This is a genomic window from Acinetobacter sp. QJM3NY_42, assembly GCF_056173745.1.
Map to the genome: position 1 here is coordinate 1,599,440 of NZ_CM149689.1, position 21,827 is coordinate 1,621,266.

19 protein-coding genes and 1 pseudogene are annotated in these 21,827 nt (G+C 43.3%); 17 read left to right on the forward strand and 3 right to left on the reverse strand.

Going from position 1 to position 21,827, the window contains the following annotated elements:
- Positions 1-33: 33 nt before the first annotated feature.
- The 12 genes and pseudogenes from benA (at position 34) to AC0VYT_RS07580 (ending at position 13,247) form a co-directional block, all read left to right on the forward strand.
- Positions 34-1,416, forward strand: coding sequence for a benzoate 1,2-dioxygenase large subunit (gene benA, locus AC0VYT_RS07525; RefSeq protein WP_005020045.1), 1,383 nt, complete (start codon positions 34-36; stop codon positions 1,414-1,416).
- Positions 1,413-1,922: a benzoate 1,2-dioxygenase small subunit gene (gene benB / locus AC0VYT_RS07530; protein WP_005020044.1), complete on the forward strand. Its 510-nt coding sequence runs from the start codon at positions 1,413-1,415 to the stop codon at positions 1,920-1,922. Before benA ends, benB begins: the two co-directional genes overlap by 4 nt.
- A gap of 73 nt (positions 1,923-1,995) precedes the next feature.
- Entirely contained in the window at positions 1,996-3,012 is a 1,017-nt protein-coding gene (benC, locus tag AC0VYT_RS07535; RefSeq protein WP_005020042.1) for a benzoate 1,2-dioxygenase electron transfer component BenC, read from the forward strand.
- 17 nt (positions 3,013-3,029) lie between these two features.
- A complete protein-coding gene (locus tag AC0VYT_RS07540) occupies positions 3,030-3,812 on the forward strand; it encodes a 1,6-dihydroxycyclohexa-2,4-diene-1-carboxylate dehydrogenase (protein ID WP_005020037.1) in 783 nt (260 codons plus the stop codon).
- Between the two features lie 65 nt (positions 3,813-3,877).
- Positions 3,878-5,098 carry a benzoate/H(+) symporter BenE gene (benE, locus tag AC0VYT_RS07545; protein ID WP_005020036.1) on the forward strand — a complete coding sequence of 407 codons (1,221 nt, stop codon included), beginning with the start codon at positions 3,878-3,880 and terminating at the stop codon, positions 5,096-5,098.
- Positions 5,099-5,128: 30 nt separating this feature from the next.
- On the forward strand, positions 5,129-5,815 hold the full coding sequence (locus AC0VYT_RS07550) for a 3-oxoacid CoA-transferase subunit A (protein WP_005020035.1): 687 nt from the start codon (positions 5,129-5,131) through the stop codon (positions 5,813-5,815).
- A gap of 18 nt (positions 5,816-5,833) precedes the next feature.
- Positions 5,834-6,487, forward strand: a complete 654-nt coding sequence (locus AC0VYT_RS07555) for a 3-oxoacid CoA-transferase subunit B (protein WP_005020034.1) — start codon at positions 5,834-5,836, stop codon at positions 6,485-6,487.
- 45 nt (positions 6,488-6,532) lie between these two features.
- On the forward strand, positions 6,533-7,738 hold the full coding sequence (pcaF, locus tag AC0VYT_RS07560) for a 3-oxoadipyl-CoA thiolase (protein ID WP_005020033.1): 1,206 nt from the start codon (positions 6,533-6,535) through the stop codon (positions 7,736-7,738).
- Positions 7,739-7,758: 20 nt separating this feature from the next.
- Positions 7,759-8,535, forward strand: a complete 777-nt coding sequence (pcaD, locus tag AC0VYT_RS07565; protein WP_005020031.1) for a 3-oxoadipate enol-lactonase — start codon at positions 7,759-7,761, stop codon at positions 8,533-8,535.
- A 327-nt stretch (positions 8,536-8,862) separates the two neighbouring features.
- Entirely contained in the window at positions 8,863-10,221 is a 1,359-nt protein-coding gene (locus AC0VYT_RS07570; RefSeq protein ID WP_005020030.1) for an aromatic acid/H+ symport family MFS transporter, read from the forward strand.
- Positions 10,222-10,494: 273 nt separating this feature from the next.
- Positions 10,495-11,652: pseudogene (locus AC0VYT_RS07575) on the forward strand (OprD family outer membrane porin); the annotation flags it as partial.
- A gap of 299 nt (positions 11,653-11,951) precedes the next feature.
- Positions 11,952-13,247, forward strand: coding sequence for an MFS transporter (locus AC0VYT_RS07580; protein WP_005020024.1), 1,296 nt, complete (start codon positions 11,952-11,954; stop codon positions 13,245-13,247).
- Positions 13,248-13,323: 76 nt separating this feature from the next.
- Here the strand turns inward: AC0VYT_RS07580 and AC0VYT_RS07585 are convergent, their stop codons facing one another.
- Positions 13,324-14,085 (reverse strand): alpha/beta fold hydrolase, encoded by a 762-nt coding sequence (locus AC0VYT_RS07585; protein ID WP_005020022.1) that lies wholly within the window; start codon positions 14,083-14,085, stop codon positions 13,324-13,326.
- A gap of 247 nt (positions 14,086-14,332) precedes the next feature.
- Here AC0VYT_RS07585 and AC0VYT_RS07590 point away from each other — a divergent pair, with 247 nt between their 5' ends.
- On the forward strand, positions 14,333-15,430 hold the full coding sequence (locus tag AC0VYT_RS07590) for a catalase family protein (protein ID WP_005020019.1): 1,098 nt from the start codon (positions 14,333-14,335) through the stop codon (positions 15,428-15,430).
- 84 nt (positions 15,431-15,514) lie between these two features.
- Positions 15,515-16,216, forward strand: coding sequence for an SIR2 family NAD-dependent protein deacylase (locus AC0VYT_RS07595; RefSeq protein WP_005020018.1), 702 nt, complete (start codon positions 15,515-15,517; stop codon positions 16,214-16,216).
- 8 nt (positions 16,217-16,224) lie between these two features.
- Here the strand turns inward: AC0VYT_RS07595 and AC0VYT_RS07600 are convergent, their stop codons facing one another.
- Both AC0VYT_RS07600 and AC0VYT_RS07605 read right to left on the reverse strand, forming a co-directional pair.
- Positions 16,225-17,634 (reverse strand): heavy metal sensor histidine kinase, encoded by a 1,410-nt coding sequence (locus AC0VYT_RS07600; RefSeq protein ID WP_005020017.1) that lies wholly within the window; start codon positions 17,632-17,634, stop codon positions 16,225-16,227.
- Positions 17,631-18,302 carry a heavy metal response regulator transcription factor gene (locus tag AC0VYT_RS07605; protein ID WP_005020016.1) on the reverse strand — a complete coding sequence of 224 codons (672 nt, stop codon included), beginning with the start codon at positions 18,300-18,302 and terminating at the stop codon, positions 17,631-17,633. Before AC0VYT_RS07605 ends, AC0VYT_RS07600 begins: the two co-directional genes overlap by 4 nt.
- 108 nt (positions 18,303-18,410) lie before the next feature.
- Between AC0VYT_RS07605 and AC0VYT_RS07610 the strand changes: the two genes are divergently transcribed.
- The 3 genes from AC0VYT_RS07610 (at position 18,411) to AC0VYT_RS07620 (ending at position 21,826) form a co-directional block, all read left to right on the forward strand.
- Positions 18,411-18,920 carry a GlcG/HbpS family heme-binding protein gene (locus AC0VYT_RS07610; protein WP_005020014.1) on the forward strand — a complete coding sequence of 170 codons (510 nt, stop codon included), beginning with the start codon at positions 18,411-18,413 and terminating at the stop codon, positions 18,918-18,920.
- A 4-nt stretch (positions 18,921-18,924) separates the two neighbouring features.
- A complete protein-coding gene (uraH, locus tag AC0VYT_RS07615) occupies positions 18,925-19,326 on the forward strand; it encodes a hydroxyisourate hydrolase (protein WP_005020012.1) in 402 nt (133 codons plus the stop codon).
- Between the two features lie 373 nt (positions 19,327-19,699).
- A complete protein-coding gene (locus AC0VYT_RS07620) occupies positions 19,700-21,826 on the forward strand; it encodes a TonB-dependent receptor family protein (RefSeq protein WP_005020011.1) in 2,127 nt (708 codons plus the stop codon).
- Position 21,827: the final 1 nt, after the last annotated feature.

Sequence of the window (21,827 nt, forward strand, 5' to 3'; positions counted from 1 at the left end):
GCTTCCACAAATTTGGAAAGTCGGAGAACGGACATGCCACGTATTCCTGTAATCAATACCAGCCACCTTGACCGTATTGATGAATTACTTGTAGACAATTTTGAAACTGGTGAATTTAAACTTCACCGCTCAGTCTTTACAGATCAGGCGCTGTTTGATCTGGAAATGAAATATATCTTTGAAGGCAACTGGGTATACTTGGCACATGAGAGCCAGATTCCGAACAATAACGACTATTACACTACCCATATTGGCCGTCAGCCGATCATCATTGCACGTAACCGTACCGGTGAACTGAATGCTATGATCAATGCCTGTTCGCACCGCGGTGCACAGCTTTGCCGTTACAAGCGCGGCAACAAGGCCACTTATACCTGTCCATTCCACGGCTGGACATTTAATAACTCTGGTAAGCTGCTTAAAGTAAAAGATCCGGCAGATGCAGGTTATTCTGACTGTTTCAATAAAGACGGTTCACATGACCTAAAGAAAGTGGCACGTTTTGAAAACTATAAGGGTTTCCTGTTTGGCAGTTTAAATGCTGATGTACCCCCTCTTGAAGAATTTCTGGGTGAAGCTACCAAAATTATTGACATGATTGTTGGCCAGTCTGATGAAGGACTGGAAATTCTGCGTGGTGCATCGACTTACACCTATGAAGGGAACTGGAAGCTTACTGCAGAAAACGGAGCCGATGGCTACCACGTTTCTGCCGTGCACTGGAATTATGCCGCGACAACCCAGCAACGCAAGGAAAAACAGGCTGGTGATAATGTTCGGGCCATGAGTGCAGGCGCATGGGGCAAGCAAGGTGGGGGTTCTTATGGTTTTGAAAATGGCCATATGTTGCTCTGGACCCAATGGGCCAATCCGGAAGACCGTCCCAACTACAGCAAGGCTGAAGAATACACCGAGCGTTATGGCGCTGCGATGTCCAAATGGATGATTGAACGCTCACGAAATTTATGTCTGTATCCAAATGTCTACCTGATGGATCAGTTTGGCTCACAAATCCGGGTATTACGTCCCCTAGCAGTAAATAAAACTGAAGTAACCATTTACTGTATCGCCCCTAAAGGTGAATCACCTGAAGCCCGTACACGCCGCATTCGCCAGTATGAAGATTTCTTCAATGCTTCTGGCATGGCAACTCCGGATGACCTTGAAGAATTCCGTGCCTGCCAGGCAGGATATGCCGGCATTGAACTGGAATGGAACGATATGTGCCGTGGATCTAAGCACTGGGTACAAGGACCAGATGATGCAGCTAATGAAATTGGTTTAAAACCGAAACTTTCCGGCATTAAAACTGAAGATGAAGGACTGTATCTGGCCCAGCATCAGCACTGGTTACATGAGATGAAGAAAGCCATTGCAGCAGAAAAGGTACTGGCTGATCAAGGAGAGAACGCATGAATGCAACAGCGAACCTCGAAACCGTAACACTGGAACAGGTCAGCCAGTTTCTTTTTAAAGAAGCCCGTTTTCTGGATGATGAACAGTGGGATGAATGGCTGGCCTGCTATGCGCCGGAAGCTTCTTTCTGGATGCCTGCCTGGGATGATGATGACAAACTTACTGAAGACCCGCAGTCTGAAATCTCCCTGATTTACTACCCTGACCGTCAAGGGCTTGAAGACCGGATTTTCCGAATTAAAACAGAACGTTCAAGTGCCACCATGCCTGACACCCGTACCAGTCACAATATTTCAAATATTGAAATAGTTGAACGTGAAGGTAGCAAGGTCACAGTACGTTTTAACTGGAATACTTTGAGTTACCGTTATAAAACTAGCTACAGCTATTTTGGTATGTCACGTTATGTGATTGATTTTTCAGGTAATGAAGCAAAAATCCTGAGCAAATATGTAGTGCTTAAGAACGACTATATCAATCAAGTTATTGATATCTACCATATCTAACATGTATCAAATCTCAGCCAAACGGAATGTTGGCTGAGCGCTCCAGTTTTAATATTTTTGCAGGATTCAAGCCATGTCAAACCACAATGTAGCACTTCAATTTGAAGATGGCGTTACCCGATTCATCAGTGTTGCTCAGGGTGAAACTCTGTCAGATGCAGCTTATCGCCAAAAAATCAATATTCCTCTGGATTGCCGTGATGGCGCATGTGGTACATGTCGTGCATTCTGTGAATCTGGTAGCTATGACATGCCAGAAGAAAACTATATTGAAGATGCACTTACACCGGAAGAAGCCGAAGAAGGTTATATTCTCGCCTGTCAGTGCCGCCCTACTTCAGATGCCGTATTTCAGATCCAGGCATCTTCAGATGTATGTAAAACTGAAATCCATAAATTTCAGGGTACTCTATCACGGGTTGAAAACCTGTCTGACTCGACAATTACATTTGATATTAAACTTGATGAAGGCCAGCCAGATATTCATTTTCTGGCTGGGCAGTATGTTAATGTTGAGATTCCGGGAACTACGGAAACCCGTTCCTATTCTTTTAGCTCAAAACCGGGCAATCGCCTGACTGGTTTTGTTGTGCGTAATGTGCCCAATGGCAAAATGAGTGAGTTTCTAAGCAAAACTGTAAAACCGGGCGACAAGATGAGTTTTACTGGTCCATTTGGCAGTTTTTACCTGCGTCATATTAACCGCCCGGTCCTCATGTTGGCAGGCGGCACAGGTATAGCACCGTTTATGTCAATGCTACAGGTATTGGAAGAAAAGGGCTGTGAACAGCCTGTACGTCTGGTTTTTGGTGTAACCAATGACTTTGATCTGGTGGCTCTTGAAAAACTTGATGAGCTTCAGGAAAAATTTCCGTGGTTTGAATACTGCACAGTTGTAGCTAACCCGGAAAGCCTGCATGAACGTAAGGGATATGTGACCAATCATATTGATCATGGCTGGTTAAATAGCGGTGATGTAGATATTTATCTTTGCGGACCGGTGCCAATGGTCGAGGCAGTACGCGGCTGGCTGGACGCTGAAGGTGTCAAACCTGCAAACTTCCTGTTTGAAAAATTCTCTGCAAATTAATCTCTGTGGAGAAGCTTATGAATATGCAAAGATTTAATAATAAAGTAGTCATTGTTACTGGCGCAGCTCAGGGTATTGGTCGTGGAGTAGCTTTACGTGTAGCGGCAGAAGGTGCTCAGGTAGTGATGGCAGACCGTTCTGACTATGTAGAAGAAGTATCAGCCGAAATTAAGGCTGCGGGTGGTGACGTTGTCACCATTCAGGCAGACCTGGAAACTTTTGCCGGTGCTCAGGCAGTTGTGAGTAAGGCAGTGGAAACTTATGGTCGTGTTGATGTACTGATCAATAATGTAGGTGGTGCCATCTGGATGAAACCTTTTCAGGAATTTTCTGAAGAGGAAATTATCAAGGAAGTAAACCGTTCACTTTTCCCAACTTTATGGTGCTGTCGTGCAGTTTTACCAGAAATGATTAAAAATCAGTCCGGTGTTATTGTTAATATTTCTTCTATCGCTACCCGTGGTATTAATCGTATTCCCTACTCCGCTTCTAAAGGTGGTGTAAATGCCATGACGGCATCTTTAGCATTTGAACATGCCAAAGATGGAATCCGAGTCAATGCTGTAGCGACAGGCGGAACTGAGGCACCTCCACGGAAAGTGCCCCGGAATGACAGCCCACTTTCAGATGTTGAAAAACACTGGATGCAGGAAGTGGTTGACCAGACGATTGACCGGTCTTTAATGCACCGCTATGGAACTATTCAGGAACAAGTAAATGCCATTGTTTTTCTGGCTTCTGACGAGTCATCGTATATTACCGGCAGTGTCATACCGGTAGGTGGAGGTGATCAGGGTTAGACCTGATCTTATATAAAAAGATTCAACAGGATCATTGAATTTAATTGCATGGAGGCGAATGCGCAATGGCAACCCTGTTCAGGGCATTAAAAGCAGACTGGTCAATTTCAGCAACTGTCGCAGGATTTCTGGCAGTGCTGATTTCTTATTCAGGTCCTTTAATTATTTTTTTCCAGGCGGCACAACAGGCTAATGTTTCTAGTGCCATGATGATTTCATGGATCTGGGGAATTTCAATCGGTGCAGCAGTTGCAGGAATTTACCTGTCCATACGTTATAAAACTCCGGTAATTACTGCCTGGTCTGCTCCGGGAACTGCCCTGCTGGTCACGTTATTCCCTCATATTTCCCTAAATGAGGCAGTAGGCGCCTATATCACTTCTGCATTAGTAATTTTTGCCATCGGTGCCACCGGCTATTTTGATAAATTATTGAAATGGATTCCTCAGGATGTAGCAGCTGGCATGATGGCGGGGATTTTATTCCAGTTCGGTCTGGGACTGTTTAAAGCTACAGATAGCATGCCCATCATTGTATTTGGCATGCTAGGGGTTTATCTGGTCGCAAAACGTTTAAGTCCACGCTATGCAATGATCTGGGTTTTAGTGTCTGGCATCGGTTTAAGTCTGATTCTTGGAAAAATGAATCCGGTTGAAATGAATTTTTCCCTTGCCATTCCACAATTCATCATGCCTGAGTGGTCATGGAATTCCACATTAAACCTGACTATTCCACTGATTCTGGTCAGCCTGTCCGGACAGTTTTTACCGGGTATGGCAATTATGAAACTGAGCGGCTATGACACGCCGGCCAAACCGATTATCAGTGTTACCAGTATTGCCTCTCTTGCTGTGGCCTGTGTAGGGGGTATCACTATTGTACTGGCTTCAATCACGGCAGCATTATGTATGGGTAAAGATGCCCATGAACTTAAAGACAAGCGTTATATTGCTGGGATCGCCAACGGTATTTTCTACATTTTGGGCGGTCTGTTCGCTGGCAGTATTGTCATGCTTTTTAGTTTGTTACCCAAGGAACTGGTAGCTGCATTAGCAGGACTTGCATTATTAGGAGCGATTGCCACCAATATTAGTATGGCAATGAAAAATGATGCTCAGCGGGATGCAGCGCTGATTACATTTTTAGCCACTGCCTCTGGCATGCATTTTCTGGGCCTCAGCTCGGTTTTCTGGGGTATCTGTATTGGTGTAATTGCACATCTGGTACTGAGTAAACATGAGCCAATTACGGCTGCTGTAGCTTCTACCCAAAGCTCGAAAAGCTGAAACAGGTTATCTATTTGACTAGGACATATTATGATTGATAAAAGCAGGACTTCCTTAGCCGAAGTGCTTTCACAGATTAAAGACAGCTCTACCATCATGATTGGCGGCTTCGGTACAGCCGGCCAGCCAGCTGAACTCATCGATGGCCTGATCGAGCTTGGCGTACAGGATCTGGTCATTGTAAATAACAACGCCGGTAACGGTGATTATGGTCTGGCCAAACTGCTCAAGTCAGGCGCTGTACGTAAAATCATCTGCTCCTTCCCGCGCCAGTCCGACTCCTGGGTTTTCGATGAACTCTACCGTGCCGGCAAGATCGAACTGGAACTGGTTCCGCAGGGTAATCTGGCCTGCCGTATCCAGGCGGCCGGTATGGGCCTTGGACCCATCTATACACCTACCGGCTTCGGTACCCTGCTAGCCGAAGGCAAGCCTACCCTGCACCACGAAGGCAAGGACTATGTGCTGGAAAACCCGATCAGGGCTGACTTCGCCCTGATCAAGGCTCATCAGGGTGACCGCTGGGGCAACCTAGTCTACCGTAAATCTGCACGCAATTTCGGTCCGATTATGGCCATGGCAGCCGAGGTCACCATTGCCCAGGTCTCCGAGGTGGTAGAGCTGGGTGCACTGGATCCGGAACATATCGTGACCCCGGGAATCTTTGTCCAACATGTTGTGGCGGTCACGCCATCGAGCCCGAATACCCACGCATAAGCCGCCAAGGAGAATATGATGAGCTATATCAAACTGACCCGTGACCAGATTGCAGCCCGGGTTGCCCAAGATATTCCGGATGGTGCCTATGTCAACCTGGGTATTGGCCTGCCGACCAGGATTGCCAGTTACCTGCCAGAAGACAAGGATGTATTCCTGCACTCGGAAAACGGCCTGCTGGCCTTTGGTCCGCCACCGGCAGCGGGTGAAGAAGATCCGGAACTGATCAATGCCGGCAAGGAATACGTCACCATGCTGCAAGGCGGTGCCTTCTTTCATCACGGTGACTCGTTTGCCATGATGCGTGGTGGTCATCTGGATATTTGTGTACTCGGCGCTTTTCAGGTGGCTGAAAATGGTGATCTAGCCAACTGGCATACCGGAGCAGCAGATGCCATCCCGGCAGTTGGTGGGGCGATGGACCTGGCTGTAGGTGCCAAGAAAGTATTTGTAACCACGGACCATGTCACCAAAAAAGGTGAACCGAAAATTGTAGCCGAGCTCAGCTACCCAGCAACCGGCCTGAAATGTGTTGACCGTATCTATACCGACCTGTGCGTGATTGATGTCAGCGCGGAAGGTCTGAAGGTCATCGAGAAAGTCGACGGGCTGTCTTTTGACGAGCTGCAGTCACTGACCGATGCCCGCCTGCTTGATGCCACCTCAAATTGATAGATTCACTGTCCCCATGCACCGGAGAATAGAAGGTCAGAACCCATGAAGAATGCTTATATTGTTGATGCCATCCGTACTCCCTTTGGCCGTTATGGCGGGGGTCTGGCAGCCGTCCGTGTTGATGACCTTGGTGCCGTGCCGATTCAGGCCTTGATGCAGCGTAACCCGGGCGTGGACTGGAGCCAGCTCGATGATGTGATCTATGGCTGTGCCAATCAGGCGGGTGAAGATAACCGTAATGTCGGCCGTATGTCAGCCCTGCTGGCAGGCCTGCCATATCAGGTACCAGCCACGACGGTTAACAGGCTGTGTGGCTCGTCCATGGATGCCATCGCCATGGCAGCGCGTGCCATCAAGGCCGGAGAAGCCCATCTGGTCATTGCTGGTGGGGTAGAAAGCATGACCCGTGCGCCCTTTGTCATGGGCAAGGCTGAATCGGCTTTTAGCCGCAGCCAGAAGATTGAAGACACCACCATGGGCTGGCGGTTTATCAATCCCAGGTTGAAAGAAATGTATGGTGTTGAAACCATGCCACAAACTGCCGAGAATGTCGCTGAGCAGTTTGGCATTAACCGGGCAGACCAGGACCGCTTTGCCCTGACCAGCCAGCAGCGCACGGCTGCCGCCCAGCAGCGAGGTTTCTTCGCACACGAGCTGACCCCGGTAACGATACCGCAGCGTAAGGGGGAAGCAGTAGTGGTTGATAGCGATGAACATCCTCGTGCCTCAACCACGCTTGAGGGCCTGACACGGCTTAAACCTGTAGTCAAGGCAGAAGGCACGGTCACTGCGGGCAATGCTTCAGGAATTAATGATGGTGCAGCCGCAGTACTGGTGGCTTCAGATGAGGCTGTTGCCCGGTACCAGCTCAAGCCGCGTGCCAGAATTGTTGCGGCGACCACGGTAGGCGTTGAACCCCGGATTATGGGCTTTGCCCCGGCTCCGGCCATCCGGAGACTGCTGGACCAGACGGGCATGAGTCTTGAGCAGATGGATGTGATCGAGCTGAATGAAGCATTTGCGGCACAGGCACTGGCCTGCACCCGGGATTTAGGATTGCCGGATGACAGTATCAAGGTGAATCCGAATGGGGGTGCAATTGCGCTAGGTCATCCACTGGGTGCTTCGGGAGCGCGGCTGGTGACCACTGCACTCAATCAGCTGGAGCAGAGTAATGGCCGTTATGCACTATGTTCAATGTGTATCGGGGTCGGTCAGGGTATCGCCATGATTATTGAACGGGTTTAAACAATTTCAAGGAAATTATAATGCCAACATTTACTTTAAATGATATTGCCCTGCACTATCAGACTTTTGGCAATACAGATAAGCCGGCACTAATTTTTTCCAACTCGCTTGGAACTAACTTGAGTATGTGGCAGCAGCAACTAGATTACTTCAAAGCTCACTTTTTTGTCATATGCTATGACACACGCGGCCATGGCAGCACCTCTGCACCTCAAGGTCCTTATACGCTTGAACAATTAGGTCTGGATGTTATTTACCTGCTTGACCACCTTAAAATACAGACCGCCAGCTTTTGTGGAATTTCCATGGGCGGCCTGACAGGACAATGGCTTGCGATCCATTATCCTGAACGCTTTAATCACGTTGTAGTCTGCAATACAGCAGCAAAAATTGGACAGGAACAGGCTTGGCTGGAACGCGCCAGTTTGGTCCGTGAACAGGGCTTAAAGCCTATTGCTGCAACTGCTGCTTCACGCTGGTTTACCGAACCCTTTATCCAGAGCCAAACAGCAATTGTAAAGCATTTGAGTAACGACCTAGCAGCTGGCAGCTCCGAAGGTTATGCAAGCTGTTGTGAGGCTCTGGCTAAAGCGGATTTACGTGATCAGCTTAAAGAGATTAAAGTGCCAGTATTAATTGTTGCAGGTACAGCAGATCCGGTCACTACCGTAGAAGATGCTGAATTTATGCTTGAGCGTATTCCAAATGCTCAACTTGTTAAAATAAATGCTTCTCATATTTCAAATATTGAAAAGCCTAAAATATTTAATCAGATAATCTCAGATTTTATAAGATAATTTAAAATCTCATTTTCTTTTTAAATTTCAAAACCGGATAAATTAATTTATCCGGTTTTTTATTAAAATTTTTATTAAGTTAAAATAATCTTCTACATTTTTATTTTACTCTATCTATAAAATATTTTTTATATAACTATAAAAATAATATATAAATTTCTATTTTCCTTAATATAATAAATATTTTTAAGATCAAATAATTAAATAATAAGTTTTAGTCATACCTTTATTACATAAATATATACTGATTAAGTTTTTGACTTAATACAAGCCACAGCCTAATTTATCAGCATAATTACTCAGTACTTCACAGATTGGAGGTGAAGAATGAATAAAAGTCAGATCAATATTCATGATCTTATAGACTATGCGAAATTTACGCCTTTTCATTGGAAGGTATTAATTTTATGTCTGATCATTATTATCTTTGATGGTTATGATTTGGTTATTTATGGGGTCGCACTACCGCTATTAATGCAGCAATGGTCATTATCGGCAGTACAAGCAGGCTTACTGGCCAGTGCTGCATTATTTGGAATGATGTTTGGCGCCATGATTTTTGGCACGCTATCTGACAAACTGGGCCGCAAGAAAACTATTTTAATCTGTGTTTCACTGTTTAGTGGTTTTACTTTTATAGGCGCTTTTGCCAGTGGTCCTGTCGAATTTGTAATATTACGCTTTATTGCCGGGCTAGGTATCGGGGGGGTTATGCCAAATGTTGTAGCCCTTATGACAGAATATGCACCAAAGAAAATTCGCAGTACTTTAGTCGCAATCATGTTTAGTGGCTATGCCATTGGCGGTATGGTATCTGCCTTACTTGGTGCCTGGTTAGTCAAAGATCATGGTTGGCAGATTATGTTTTACATAGCGGGTATTCCTTTACTGTTTTTACCTTTACTCTGGAAAATTCTGCCTGAATCTCTTGCATTCCTGATCAAGTCCCAAGACGAGCAACAAGCTAAAAATATTGTTCAGAAATTATCTCCTCAGCTAGCTGTAGGGTCTGAGACTGAACTTTATTTAAATGAAAACATTGATCATCAGGGTGCACCTGTTCGTGCCTTATTTCAGCGTGGACGTACTTTCAGTACATTCATGTTCTGGATAGCCTTTTTCATGTGTCTATTGATGGTCTACGCTTTAGGAAGCTGGCTGCCAAAACTGATGTTGCAAGCGGGCTATTCACTAGGTGCCAGCATGCTGTTTCTGTTTGCCTTAAATATTGGGGGAATGGTAGGAGCAATTGGTGGTGGAGTACTGGCAGACAGATTCCATCTGAAACCTGTCATTACTACCATGTTCATATTAGGTGCTCTTGCCCTAATCTTACTAGGTTTTAACAGCCCGCAATTTGTGCTGTATAGCTTGATTGCGATTGCTGGCGCGGCAACCATCGGTTCGCAAATTCTACTTTATACTTTTGTCGCACAGTTTTATCCAACAGCTGTACGTTCAACCGGTTTGGGATGGGCATCCGGTATAGGCAGGATTGGTGCAATTGTTGGACCTGTATTAACAGGTGCCTTACTTACACTGGAATTACCACATCAGATGAACTTTTTAGCGATTGCTATTCCCGGTATTATTGCTGCCCTAGCAATTTTTCTGGTCAATTTAAAAGTATCTGTAACTGCTAGCCCTGCTCCACCTTTAAATACAACGACCTCATTAAATACTTAACTTATTTATGTGCCCAGGATGGGCACATTACTTCAAGAAATGGAACTAAACTCTATGAATGAATTAAAAACTAAACATCTTGCAGTTTCTTCAGGGGTTATGCTGGCAGCATTTACGGCATCTCTACCGCTTTGGGCAGCTGAATCTCCGCCAGGTAATCAGGATACAGCAGTTCATCAGAGTCCACCGCTTCCAGAGAATATTACAGGAAATCCCGTACAGCAAAACAAAGCTTCTACTGCTGCTCCAAGTTTACCTGTACTTTTTCCAGTTGAAGATGAATGGAAATTTACCTTAAAAAATGCATATATTGATCGTAACTTTGAACGTTCTGATTTAAAAGATACCGGCAGCTGGTCACAGTCTGCTTCTTTGTTCTATAAATCCAGAATGATTGACACCCCACTTGAGATTGCAGGACTGCCAGTCAAAATTGGTGCAGATGCCTCAGTACAGTACGCGGTACGTTTAAGTTCAGACAAACACGTTGCCGATACTGTTCTACCTTTTGATCCGGTAACTCAAACGCAAGCACGCGACTTTTTAAAATATGGCGCTACCTTAAAACTGGGTTATGACAGAACATTGCTCAGTTTGGGTGAGTTATGGCTGGATTTACCGGTTACTGCTGTAGATGCCAGCCGGCAACTATTGACGTCCTATTGGGGAGCTAATCTTAAATCACAACTGACCGACCAGTTAAATCTGGAGATTGGCCGTATTACTAAAGTTTCGCCACGCAATGAAGAAGACTTCCGCAAGTTTTCATTTACTTCAAACGGCGTAACCGAATTTTCTGATGGCTTAAACTATATTGACCTGCGTTATCAGATCATGCCAACTCTTAAAGCAGAATATTATTTTGGTAATCTGGAAAATCTATATAACAAGCATTACCTTGGTCTGGATCATACCTGGAAACAACCAGAGTTTTCAGTTAACTCACGCTTTAAATATTTTAATGCTCAAGATACCGGAAATAATTTTAACATAGATGCACAAAATGTAGGTCTACTGGAAACTCTCAAGATTAAAAACCATAGCTTTGGTATCGGTTACCAGCAAATTATTGGTGAGTCTGCTTATCCGCTTCCAGACGGTTTCTTGCCAGAAACTTATTTTATTAACTGGAATACCACCGGTTTCTTCAAGCAAGATGAAAAGTCATATCACTTTATCTACGGTTATGATTTTAAAGACCATGTACCGGGCCTGAATACGACACTGAAGTATGTATATGGCAATGACTTTAAAACCGCAGATGGTCGAGAAAACAAGGAAAGTGAGTCAAATATTATTGTAAATTATGCATTCCAGCAGCCTGCGCTGAAGGGTGTAGCTCTGCAATATATTCTGATTAATTACGATGTCAAATACGGTAATGACTTTACCGAGAACCGGTTCTTTGTAAATTACACCAAGAAATTTTAAGCTTGCTTAAATATACTTCAAAGCCAGAAGCCCTAAAATTTCATATTTTAGGGCTTGTTTTTTTACCTGTAATTAAAAGTCTTTTTATATTTATAATAAAAATGCCGAATTAATGCCCATATATTTACTAAAATTTCTCATATGGCTACTTTTTAATATTTAATCTCTATAATTGCCAATGCTAACTACTGTGTATATCTTCTTCCTATATAGAAGAAGAGAAAATACGATCATTTATATATTTTAAATAATGATTATCTAGCAAATAGTACAACTGGCATAGCCATAAGGATATCTAGATGAGTGAAGTCATATATACGAAAGAAGAAAAACGGAAACGGGTCTTGGGAATTGTCGGGGCTTCCTCCGGTAACCTGGTGGAATGGTTCGATTTTTATATTTATGCTGTTTTTGCCATGTATTTCCAGCATGCACTTACTGCACCAGATATGACTTCTACCGCACAGGGTATTTATGTCTGGGGAGTATTTGCGGCAAGTTTCTTTATGCGTCCAATCGGTAGCTGGCTTTTTGGCCGTATTGCTGATACCCGGGGCCGTAAACAGTCGATGGTTATTTCTATCAGTTTGATGGCTATCAGTTCTTTCCTTTTTGCCTTACTGCCTACATATGAACAGGTAGGTATGGCAGCTCCATTTTTATTATTACTGGTTCGACTGTTACAAGGTTTATCGGTTGGGGGCGAGTACGGAGCTGTTGCAACCTATATGAGCGAGATTGCATTAAAAGGCCAGCGTGGTTTTTATGCTTCTTTTCAGTATGTCACCCTCTCCGGCGGTCAACTTCTAGCGAGTCTGCTGGGTGTGATCCTGCTTGCTTTTATGAGTGAACAACAGTTAATGGACGGCGGCTGGCGTATTCCGTTCGTCATCGGGGGTATTACCGCCATTATTTCTTTGCTGGCCCGTAGCCGTCTTGAAGAAACTCTGTCACATGAAGACAGTGAGCGTAAAGAGTCTGGTAGCCTGCGTGAATTATTTCAAAAACACTGGAAAACCTTTTTACTGGTGGTTGGCTATACCTCGGCAGGTTCATTAACTTTCTATGTTATTACTGTTTATTCAAAAACCTACCTAACCAATATCGGTATTGATGGCAAGACTGTCGGTTTTATGATGACCTGTGCCCTATTTGTATTTATGCTGGCGCAGCCGATATTCGGTATGATTTCCGACCGGATTGGACGACGGGCATCTATGCTGCTGTTTAGTGCCACCAGTGCTATCTTTATCTATCCAGTAATGGTTGTCGGGATGCGACACTTCAGCTATTCACCTGTAATCGTAACACTCCTGCTTATTTTCCTGATGATGTTACTAAGCTTCTATACGTCTATTAGTGGTCTGGTTAAAGCAGAAATGTTTCCGACCCATGTGCGTGCACTTGGTGTCGGTTTCTCTTATGCAGTAGGTAATGCATTATTTGGAGGCTCGGCTCCTGCCGTTGCTTTAAAATTTAAAGAAGCAGGGTTTGAAAATACTTTCTTCGTTTATGTTATTGTCATGCTTGTTATCTGTTTCCTGTGTAGTTTTGCACTACCAAAAGAACCAGAATATCTTCATCATGACCACTAATTAATACATATAAAAAAACCTGTCTAATGACAGGTTTTTTATATTTTAAGATATGAAGTCTAGAAAACTTTAAGGCTCAGGTATCCAGCATATTTAAGATGAGTGCCATGACCTGTTCTGTTTTCTCTGCATGTAACCAGTGGCCTGCCTCAACCTCTTCAATCCGTGCAAATGGAAACTGCTGGTGAATTGCCTGAAAATGTTTTTCTTTGGAAATATAAGGTGACTTGCTACCTTTGATGAATAAGGTTGGAATGGATGAGGGCTCAATAGTTTCCCATGCCAGAATATTCGGGTAATTGTTCGCCAGAGCATCGACATTAAACAGCCAGTGCCCAGCCTTAAAGGATTTCATCAGGAACTGTATAACCATTTCTTCCTGAAGGTATTCACGCATAATTGTCATTGCTTCAGGTCGGGTTTGTACATCACTGGCTTCTACCGCTTTTAATGCCTTAAAAATCTGCTCATGTTCACCATGATTACTATGCACAGGTGAAATATCCAGTACGATCAACTTTTCTACCCACTCCGGTCTTAAAGCCGCAATTTTCATCACAACTTTTCCGCCCATAGAGTGCCCGATCAAAATGACTTTCTCCAGTTTAAAGGGTTCTAAAGTTTCGATTACATCTTGTGCCATCAGTTCGTAATTATGTTCGGCCGAATGACCAGACTGTCCATGATTCCTCAGATCCAGCTGAAAAATATCACGGTCTTTTATACCCCGTGCCAGCATATTCAAATTACTGTAACTACCAAATAAACCATGCAACAATACAACTGGAGTTTGTGTAGTGGCCTCAGAAGCAGTTTGTATATGATGATGTAATTGCACGAAACTATCCTTTGAATGGCTGAACAATAAGTTCAAGCATAACATGTCTGACTGTAAGCTCATGTGGCAAAAAATGTTTCTACAATAGTCCCCCTCTAGGTTTCAAGCCAGCACTTTATATTTACCAAATACACTCGAATTGTTTACCAAGTTGCATATTTCATTGCTTTAGAGTTGGCTAGATTAGTACCAAATTATTTTCTTATTTTTAAATTTAGTCATATTCAAATAATAAAGGAGCCTTGTGATGCAGGAACGCTATGTGCGCTACTATCCCGGAGTAGAACAAAAACAGCCAGATGAGGACCGTTTGATTCAGGAAATTGTCGAGCAGATGGCTGAAACAAACTGTAAAGTCTTTGATAAACACCGTCATGCTGTCCGTGATGCTCATGCAAAATCACATGGATTCTTAAAAGGAATTTTGAAGGTTCCTGAAAATTTGCCTGAACATTTGCGCCAAGGCCTGTTCGCTCACCCTGGCCATTATGATGTTATGGTGCGTCTTTCTGCTGCCCCGGGAGATTTGCGTAGCGATAAGATTCCGGCACCTCATGGCTTTGCTCTTAAAATTTTAAATGTTCCCGGACACCGGTTACTTCCTGATGATCCCAGTGATGGTCATAATCAGGATTTTTTAATGGTCAATATACCGGTACTGGCTTTCGGGACAGTACGAAAATATAAACAGATGCTGCCTTTCATTACTCAAGGCGAGCAGGCACCTGAGAGTATGATGCGCGGTATGCGTTCAGTATTACGTGGCGTTAATCAGTTAGTAGAATCTGCAGGAGTTCCCGCGCCTGCAACTTTGCAAGGTCTGGCTCGCAGCCAGAACCATATATTAGGTGAGACCTATCATACAATGGCTGCGTTACGCTATGGCGATTATATTGCCAAAATTAGTGTTGCCCCTGAATCCGACTCAGTAAAAACACTTACAGGACAACAGATGCAGATTGAATCCGAGTCCACCATCCGTGATCTGGTCAGGGATTTTTTTAAACATAATACTGCTGATTACGTAATACGTGCGCAACTTTGTACTGATCTTAAACGGATGCCAGTTGAGGATGCAGCAGTTTTATGGCGTGAAGAAGAATCTCCACATCAGAATATTGGTATTCTGCATTTTCCCCAGCAGGATACTTTTGGTCCGGCCCGGCGGGTATATTCAGATGATGTCCTTTCTTTTAATCCTTGGCATGGAATTCGTGAACATCAGCCATTAGGGTCGATTATGCGGGTACGAATTCAGGCTTATGAACATTCCTCATCATTTCGCCATCGCATGAATGTACAGCCCCGAGCTGAACCGCGAAATATTGATGAGATGCCTGACTGATATAAACTTCTAGCCAAAGCTTTAATATGTTGATTTAACTGAATTATATTAGAAATAAGCCTTAAGCAATGGAGCACAATAGCTATGAAGAAACTGGTTGTTTTTTCTGGTGCAGGTATGAGTGCAGAAAGTGGAATTAATACCTTTCGCGATAGCAATGGACTTTGGGAGCAATACCGTATTGAGGAAGTCGCTACGCCCGAAGCCTGGTCCAAAAATCCTGAACTGGTACAACGATTTTATAATGAACGGCGTAAAAATATTCTTGATGCCGAGCCGAATGCTGCACATCAGGCTATTGCCAGTTTAGAAGATAATTTTAATGTCGAGGTGATTACCCAGAACATTGATGATCTGCACGAGCGCGCAGGAAGTAAGCGGGTATTACATTTACATGGGAATATTCGCCTGGCAAAAACATCAGGCCCGGACGCGCAATATACTGAAGAGTTTTATCCGGTTGACGGCTGGGAGCTTGACCTTCAACAACATAAATGTCGGCAAGATTATCCTTTACGGCCCCATGTGGTCTGGTTTGGTGAAGCTGTGCCTGCTTATGAACAGGCCATTAAACTTGCAAGACAGGCTGATATTTTCATTGTGATAGGTTCAACACTGTCAGTATATCCTGTTGCAGCTCTGGTTAATGAGATTCCTGCTCATTGTGAGGCTTACTATATTGACCCAAAAGCCGATCATGTGCAGCTCCCTGAACAGTACCAGTTACTTTCCATGACTGCCACGGAAGGAGTGCGGTATTTAACAGAAAAATTAAAACGGTTATAAGAATGTTTTTATTTTCTATTTACTGAATTGCCAGCTAAATGTTCAGGAAAATACAGACTAAACCGGACCCCTTCCGGCATATTTTTAACTTCTGTTATCCCTTCATGAACACTCATAATTGACTGAACAATTGCAAGCCCTAAACCGCCAGAACGTCCTTGCTGGTGTCTGGCCGGATCACATTGATAAAAGCGTTCAAACAAATGTGGCAAATGTTGTTCAGCAATATATACATCATGTGTCAAAACATGAATTGCATTATATATTTTACCTGCCAGTGTTATCCGTTCAGCTATTATAGAAATATGACCATTCTCTGTACTATATTCAATCGCATTGTTTAAAAGGTTGGAAACTGCTCTTTGAAACAATAAATAGTCAGCATGGATAAATGTAATCTTAAGGCGACTGTTAATCTGCAAATTTTTTTCTTCAGCGATTAATTCGAAATATGCCAACAGTTCATTCAGACTACTTTTTAGATTAATCTCTATAATACTTAGGCTATTTTGAGAATGATCAGCACGTGCCAGAAATAGCATATTTTCAACCATCCTTTTCAGACGTTCATATTCTTCCAAATGGGAAAATAACAAATCCTGATAATCGGCCTTTTCACGATCTTGACTAAGCAGAATCTGCGTCTGTCCAATCAGATTATTTAAAGGCGTCCGAAACTCATGGGCCATATCTTCAGAAAAGCGGCTCAGTTGCTGATAACCTTGCTCAATCCGCTCCAGCATACTGTTCATGGCGGTAGAGAGTAGTCTGATTTCGTCACTTTGACTGGTTTCGCTGACACGCTGGTTCAGCTTTTGAATATTGATTAACCGGGTCTGCTCACTTAAATCTCTTAGTGGTGCAAGGCCATAATAACTGACTAAAGCACTCAATATACATACCGTCAAGATTCCTAGCCCAATGTAACCTGCAAGCTTTAAGGCAAAGCTATAGAGGACCTGCTCTCGCTCATCGAACTGCTTACCTGCAATCAGCAAATACTGCTGTCCCTGATAATTAATTGTTTTCCATGCCAGCCTTGTAGTGGCCTGCTGTTTCTTATTATCAATGAGCCAGGTTTGTTCGGCTTTAGGCAAAATGGGTATATGAATCTGTAAGGGATTAATATAAATCAGAGCAGTTCCGTTCTGATTTTTTAATATAAGCAGATTATCCTGATTTCCAAGCATATTTTCATAAAGTTTGGGCCGCTGAATCAGGCTATTTAAATCGCTAGAATTTTGAATCAGGAGTTCCAGCCGCTCTACCCTGGCTCGCAATGCTTCATCCTGCTGGCGCTTTAATACCTGATCCATACCATTGTAAGCCAGTAGACCTATCGCTAAAAACACTGCACAGGCAATACCGATAAATGATAAGCTCAACCGAACTGCAAGCGAATGCCGGAATATACTCATGTGTTTGTATCAAGTTTGTAGCCCATACCACGTATGGTATGAATCAGTTTAGGCTGATAAGCATCATCAATCTTAGCACGCAGGCGACGTACTGCTACATCAACCACATTGGTGTCAGTATCAAAATTGATATTCCAGACTTGGGATGCAATTTGGGTACGTGTCATGATTTCGCCCTGATGCTCAGCCAGAAATCTGAGTAAAGCATATTCTTTGTTGGTTAATTCAATAAGGTTCCGGTCACGATAAACCTTGTGTTCGAGCAAGTCGATTTTCAGATTCTCGACCTGCAACTGTTCGACTACTTTAGCAGATGAACGCCGTAACAAGGTTTTAACTCTTGCCAGTAACTCAATATAGGAAAAAGGTTTTACCAGATAGTCGTCAGCACCCAGTTCCAGACCTTTGACCCGGTCCAAAACACTGTCACGGGCGGTCAGGAATAATACGGGAACTTCCGAAAACTGGCGTAAGGTCTGAATCACCTGCCAGCCATTAAGCTCTGGTAACATGACATCCAGGATAACCAAGTCAATTGCATGCTGTTCAAATAGCATAAGACCTTCCCGTCCGTCATGTGCAAGCCATGTTCGGTAACCTGATTCAGTCAGCCCCTTGGCCAGATAGCGCGCTATTTTCTGTTCATCTTCAATAATCAAGATATTCATTTCAAAACCATTTTTCCATTACGCCTAAATGACAAATCTGTAATCTACTTGTCATCCAACAAGACCACATCTCTTTTTATTATGTTTTCAGGATTTAAGGAGATACTCATGTTAAAGCCATCTTACTGGCCTGTTCTGACGGCAAGCTTTATTTTAGCTTCAGGTTTTATCACGACATTGTCTGCGAAAACACCTGAACCAATACAGCAATATAATTTAAGTCTAAAGCTTGCTGAACATTTAGCTGATCATACCATTACTGCCTGTCATGCCCAGCAAAAGAATATTGCAGTCGCGGTACTGGACCGGGGCGGCAATATACTGGTACTCAAACGTCACGAAAGTGTTGGTCCACATAATGCCCTTGCGGCACAGCGCAAGGCTTATACTGCACTGTCCACCAAAACACGGACTTCTGTCCTGAACCGTAATGCTCAAAATAACCCTGAAGCCAGTAATTTGAACACCCTAAATGAACTGTTGCTACTCGGTGGCGGTATTCCAGTAACCTATAAAAATGAAGTGATTGGTGCAGTAGGAGTCGCAGGTGGAGGTGGTGCAACACAAGATGAAGCATGCGCTGAACAGGGTGTCCAAAAAAGTTTATCACAGGAGTAAAAACATGAAAAAACTCATTATTGCCGGTTTAAGTCTATGTGCAGCCCAATTCAGTTTTGCTGCAGCTAATCCGCTCAGTGTGCATGTACTTAACCTAGAAACAGGCTTGCCTTCATCTAATGTTGAGGTCACGCTTGAAGAACAGATTAAAGGAAAATGGGTTCAGATCAGTCAGTCTAAAACCAATGAAAATGGCCGTATTACTGCACTTTATCCGGAAAACAAGAATTTTCATCAGGGGCTTTATAAAGTTACCTTTAAAACAGGTGACTGGTTTAAAACACAGAAACAGGATACTTTTTTCCCCGAAATTCCGGTCATTTTTGAAGTGAAGGGCACTGTACCCCACTATCATATTCCACTCCTACTCAGCCCTTATGGATATTCTACTTATCGTGGAAACTAATCAGTACTAAAATATTAGCCGGCGCTATAGTTTAAGCCGCTGGCTTTTTATTGATCTCTTTGAATTTTAAAAATATAAATAATCTTATTTCTCAAGTTATTCTACGACTTTTATACCAAGATACTACAGACAAATTCTGGTCAGGTGCATTTCTTTCCATTTTAATACGCTTCTAATGCTGAGTTTTTATCTGAAATCAGGTTTAGAGTCATAGGGAAGCTTTAACTTATTCTTATAACAAATCTTTCCCTTATACTTTCATTGGTTTATATATGAATAAACATAGTCTGATCTTTTGAAAACTCAGCTTTTTTACCTTAAGAATCTAGTCTTAAATTCTTAGGCTATTAGTATTTACCAGTCCAGGATACTTATGAAAAGCTCTGCTTCCCTATCTGCCTTTCCATATAAAAAACTTCTTCTGAGTGCCTGTATTCTTCAGGCAAGCTGGGCTCAAGCACAAGAAGTTGTACAGCTTGCACCAATTACGCTTGAAGCTACACGTACCGATACCAGCTGGCTTGAAACACCGGCATCTGTCTATCGTATAGAACAGCCACAAAATCAGAATAATCTGGATGTGAATCTGTCAGAAACCCTAAAAGGTGTTCCAGGGCTGCAGATTAATAACCGTGAAAACTATGCGCAAGATCTACAAATTTCCATGCGGGGCTTTGGTGCACGTTCAACATTCGGAGTACGCGGTATACGCTTATATATTGACGGTATTCCTGCCACCATGCCGGATGGTCAAGGTCAGACCTCAAATATTGATTTGGGCAGTCTCGACCATATAGAAGTATTAAGTGGTCCATTCTCTTCCCTGTATGGAAATTCATCTGGCGGGACTATTCTTACTACAACACGTGAAGGCAAAGGTCGTGATTCTGTTGAATTGGGTTATGCCGGAGGCAGCCATCATAAAAACAAAACCAGTCTGGTTTTACAAGGTGGTGCAGATAAAGCAGGTGAGCCAAGCTATATCATCAGTTCATCTTACTTTGACACTGACGGCTTTCGGGAACATAGTGCAGCACGTAAAGTCCTGAACAATGCAAAGCTGAGCTGGAATCTGGAAGATGGTTCTCAAGTTAACTGGGTAGTTAACCATGTAGATATTAACGCTGATGACCCAGGCGGTTTAACCCGTCAACAATGGAAGGATGATCCGAGACAGCAGGCCAGCTTTATTCGACAGTTTGATACACGTAAGGAAATTCAGCAGACTCAAACAGGAGTAACGTGGTCAAAGCCAATTAATGATCAGCATGAACTTTATGGCATGGCTTACCTTGGCCAGCGCCATGTAATTCAATACCAGTCCATTCCAAATACTGCACAGGCCAACCCTCGACATGCCGGCGGTGTAATCGATTTTGACCGTATATATTACGGTACAGATTTGCGCTGGACCGGTAAGGAGCTACTGCCAAATACTACCCTAAGTATTGGTATGGCACTCGATGCAATGGATGAAGACCGGCAGGGTTATGAAAATTTTGTACTGAACAACAATACACCACAATATGGCGTAAAAGGTAACTTGCGTCGTGATGAGAAAAATACCTTATGGAATATTGACCCCTATATTCAGGCTTCTTGGCAATTCCTGCCAGACTGGCGGGTAGACAGTGGTCTGCGTTATAGCAATGTGCATTATGAATCTAAAGATAAATATATTAGGGGTACCAATGGGGACGACAGTGGACAGACAGACTATCAGAAGCTTCTTCCCTCAATTGCATTAAGCTGGAATATCATACCGGATTCAACACTTTATATTAGCTATGCTAAAGGCTTTGAAACACCGACCTTTACAGAAATGGCTTACCCTACCTTAGGTACTTCGGGGATTAATTTTGATTTGAAGCCAGCCAGCAGTGACAGTTATGAGCTTGGTTTCAAAACTCAGAATAATTGGGGCGATTTCAGTACGGCCATTTTCCATACTCAGACTCGCAATGATATTGTCTCGGCAGAGAGTAATAATGGCCGTAATACTTTTCAAAATGCCAAACGCACCCAGCGTGAAGGTATTGAGTTGTACTGGAATAAAAACTTGTGGCAGGAGCTTTATGCACAGGCAAGTTATAGTTATCTGAATGCCAAGTTTGATGCAGATATTCCTGGCTCAGACAGCCGCGCAACCGTATATAAAGGCAATATCATACCGGGAATTGCCAAAAATCAGGCCTATATCGCTTTAAACTGGCAACCCGAAACCGGCTTTCAGGCAGGACTTGATGTTCGCTACAATGATAAAATTTATGTAGACGATATTAATTCTGATACTGCACCAAGTTATACAGTTATGGCTGCAAATATTGGCTATGTATGGAAAAATGCTGACTGGAAAATCAATACTTTTGCCCGGGTAGATAACTTGCTTGATAAAGATTATGTAGGTTCAGTAATAGTAAATGATGGGAACAAACGTTTCTTCGAACCCGCAGATCGCCGCAACTGGAGTGCTGGTTTAAAAATGATCCGATCCTTCTAGT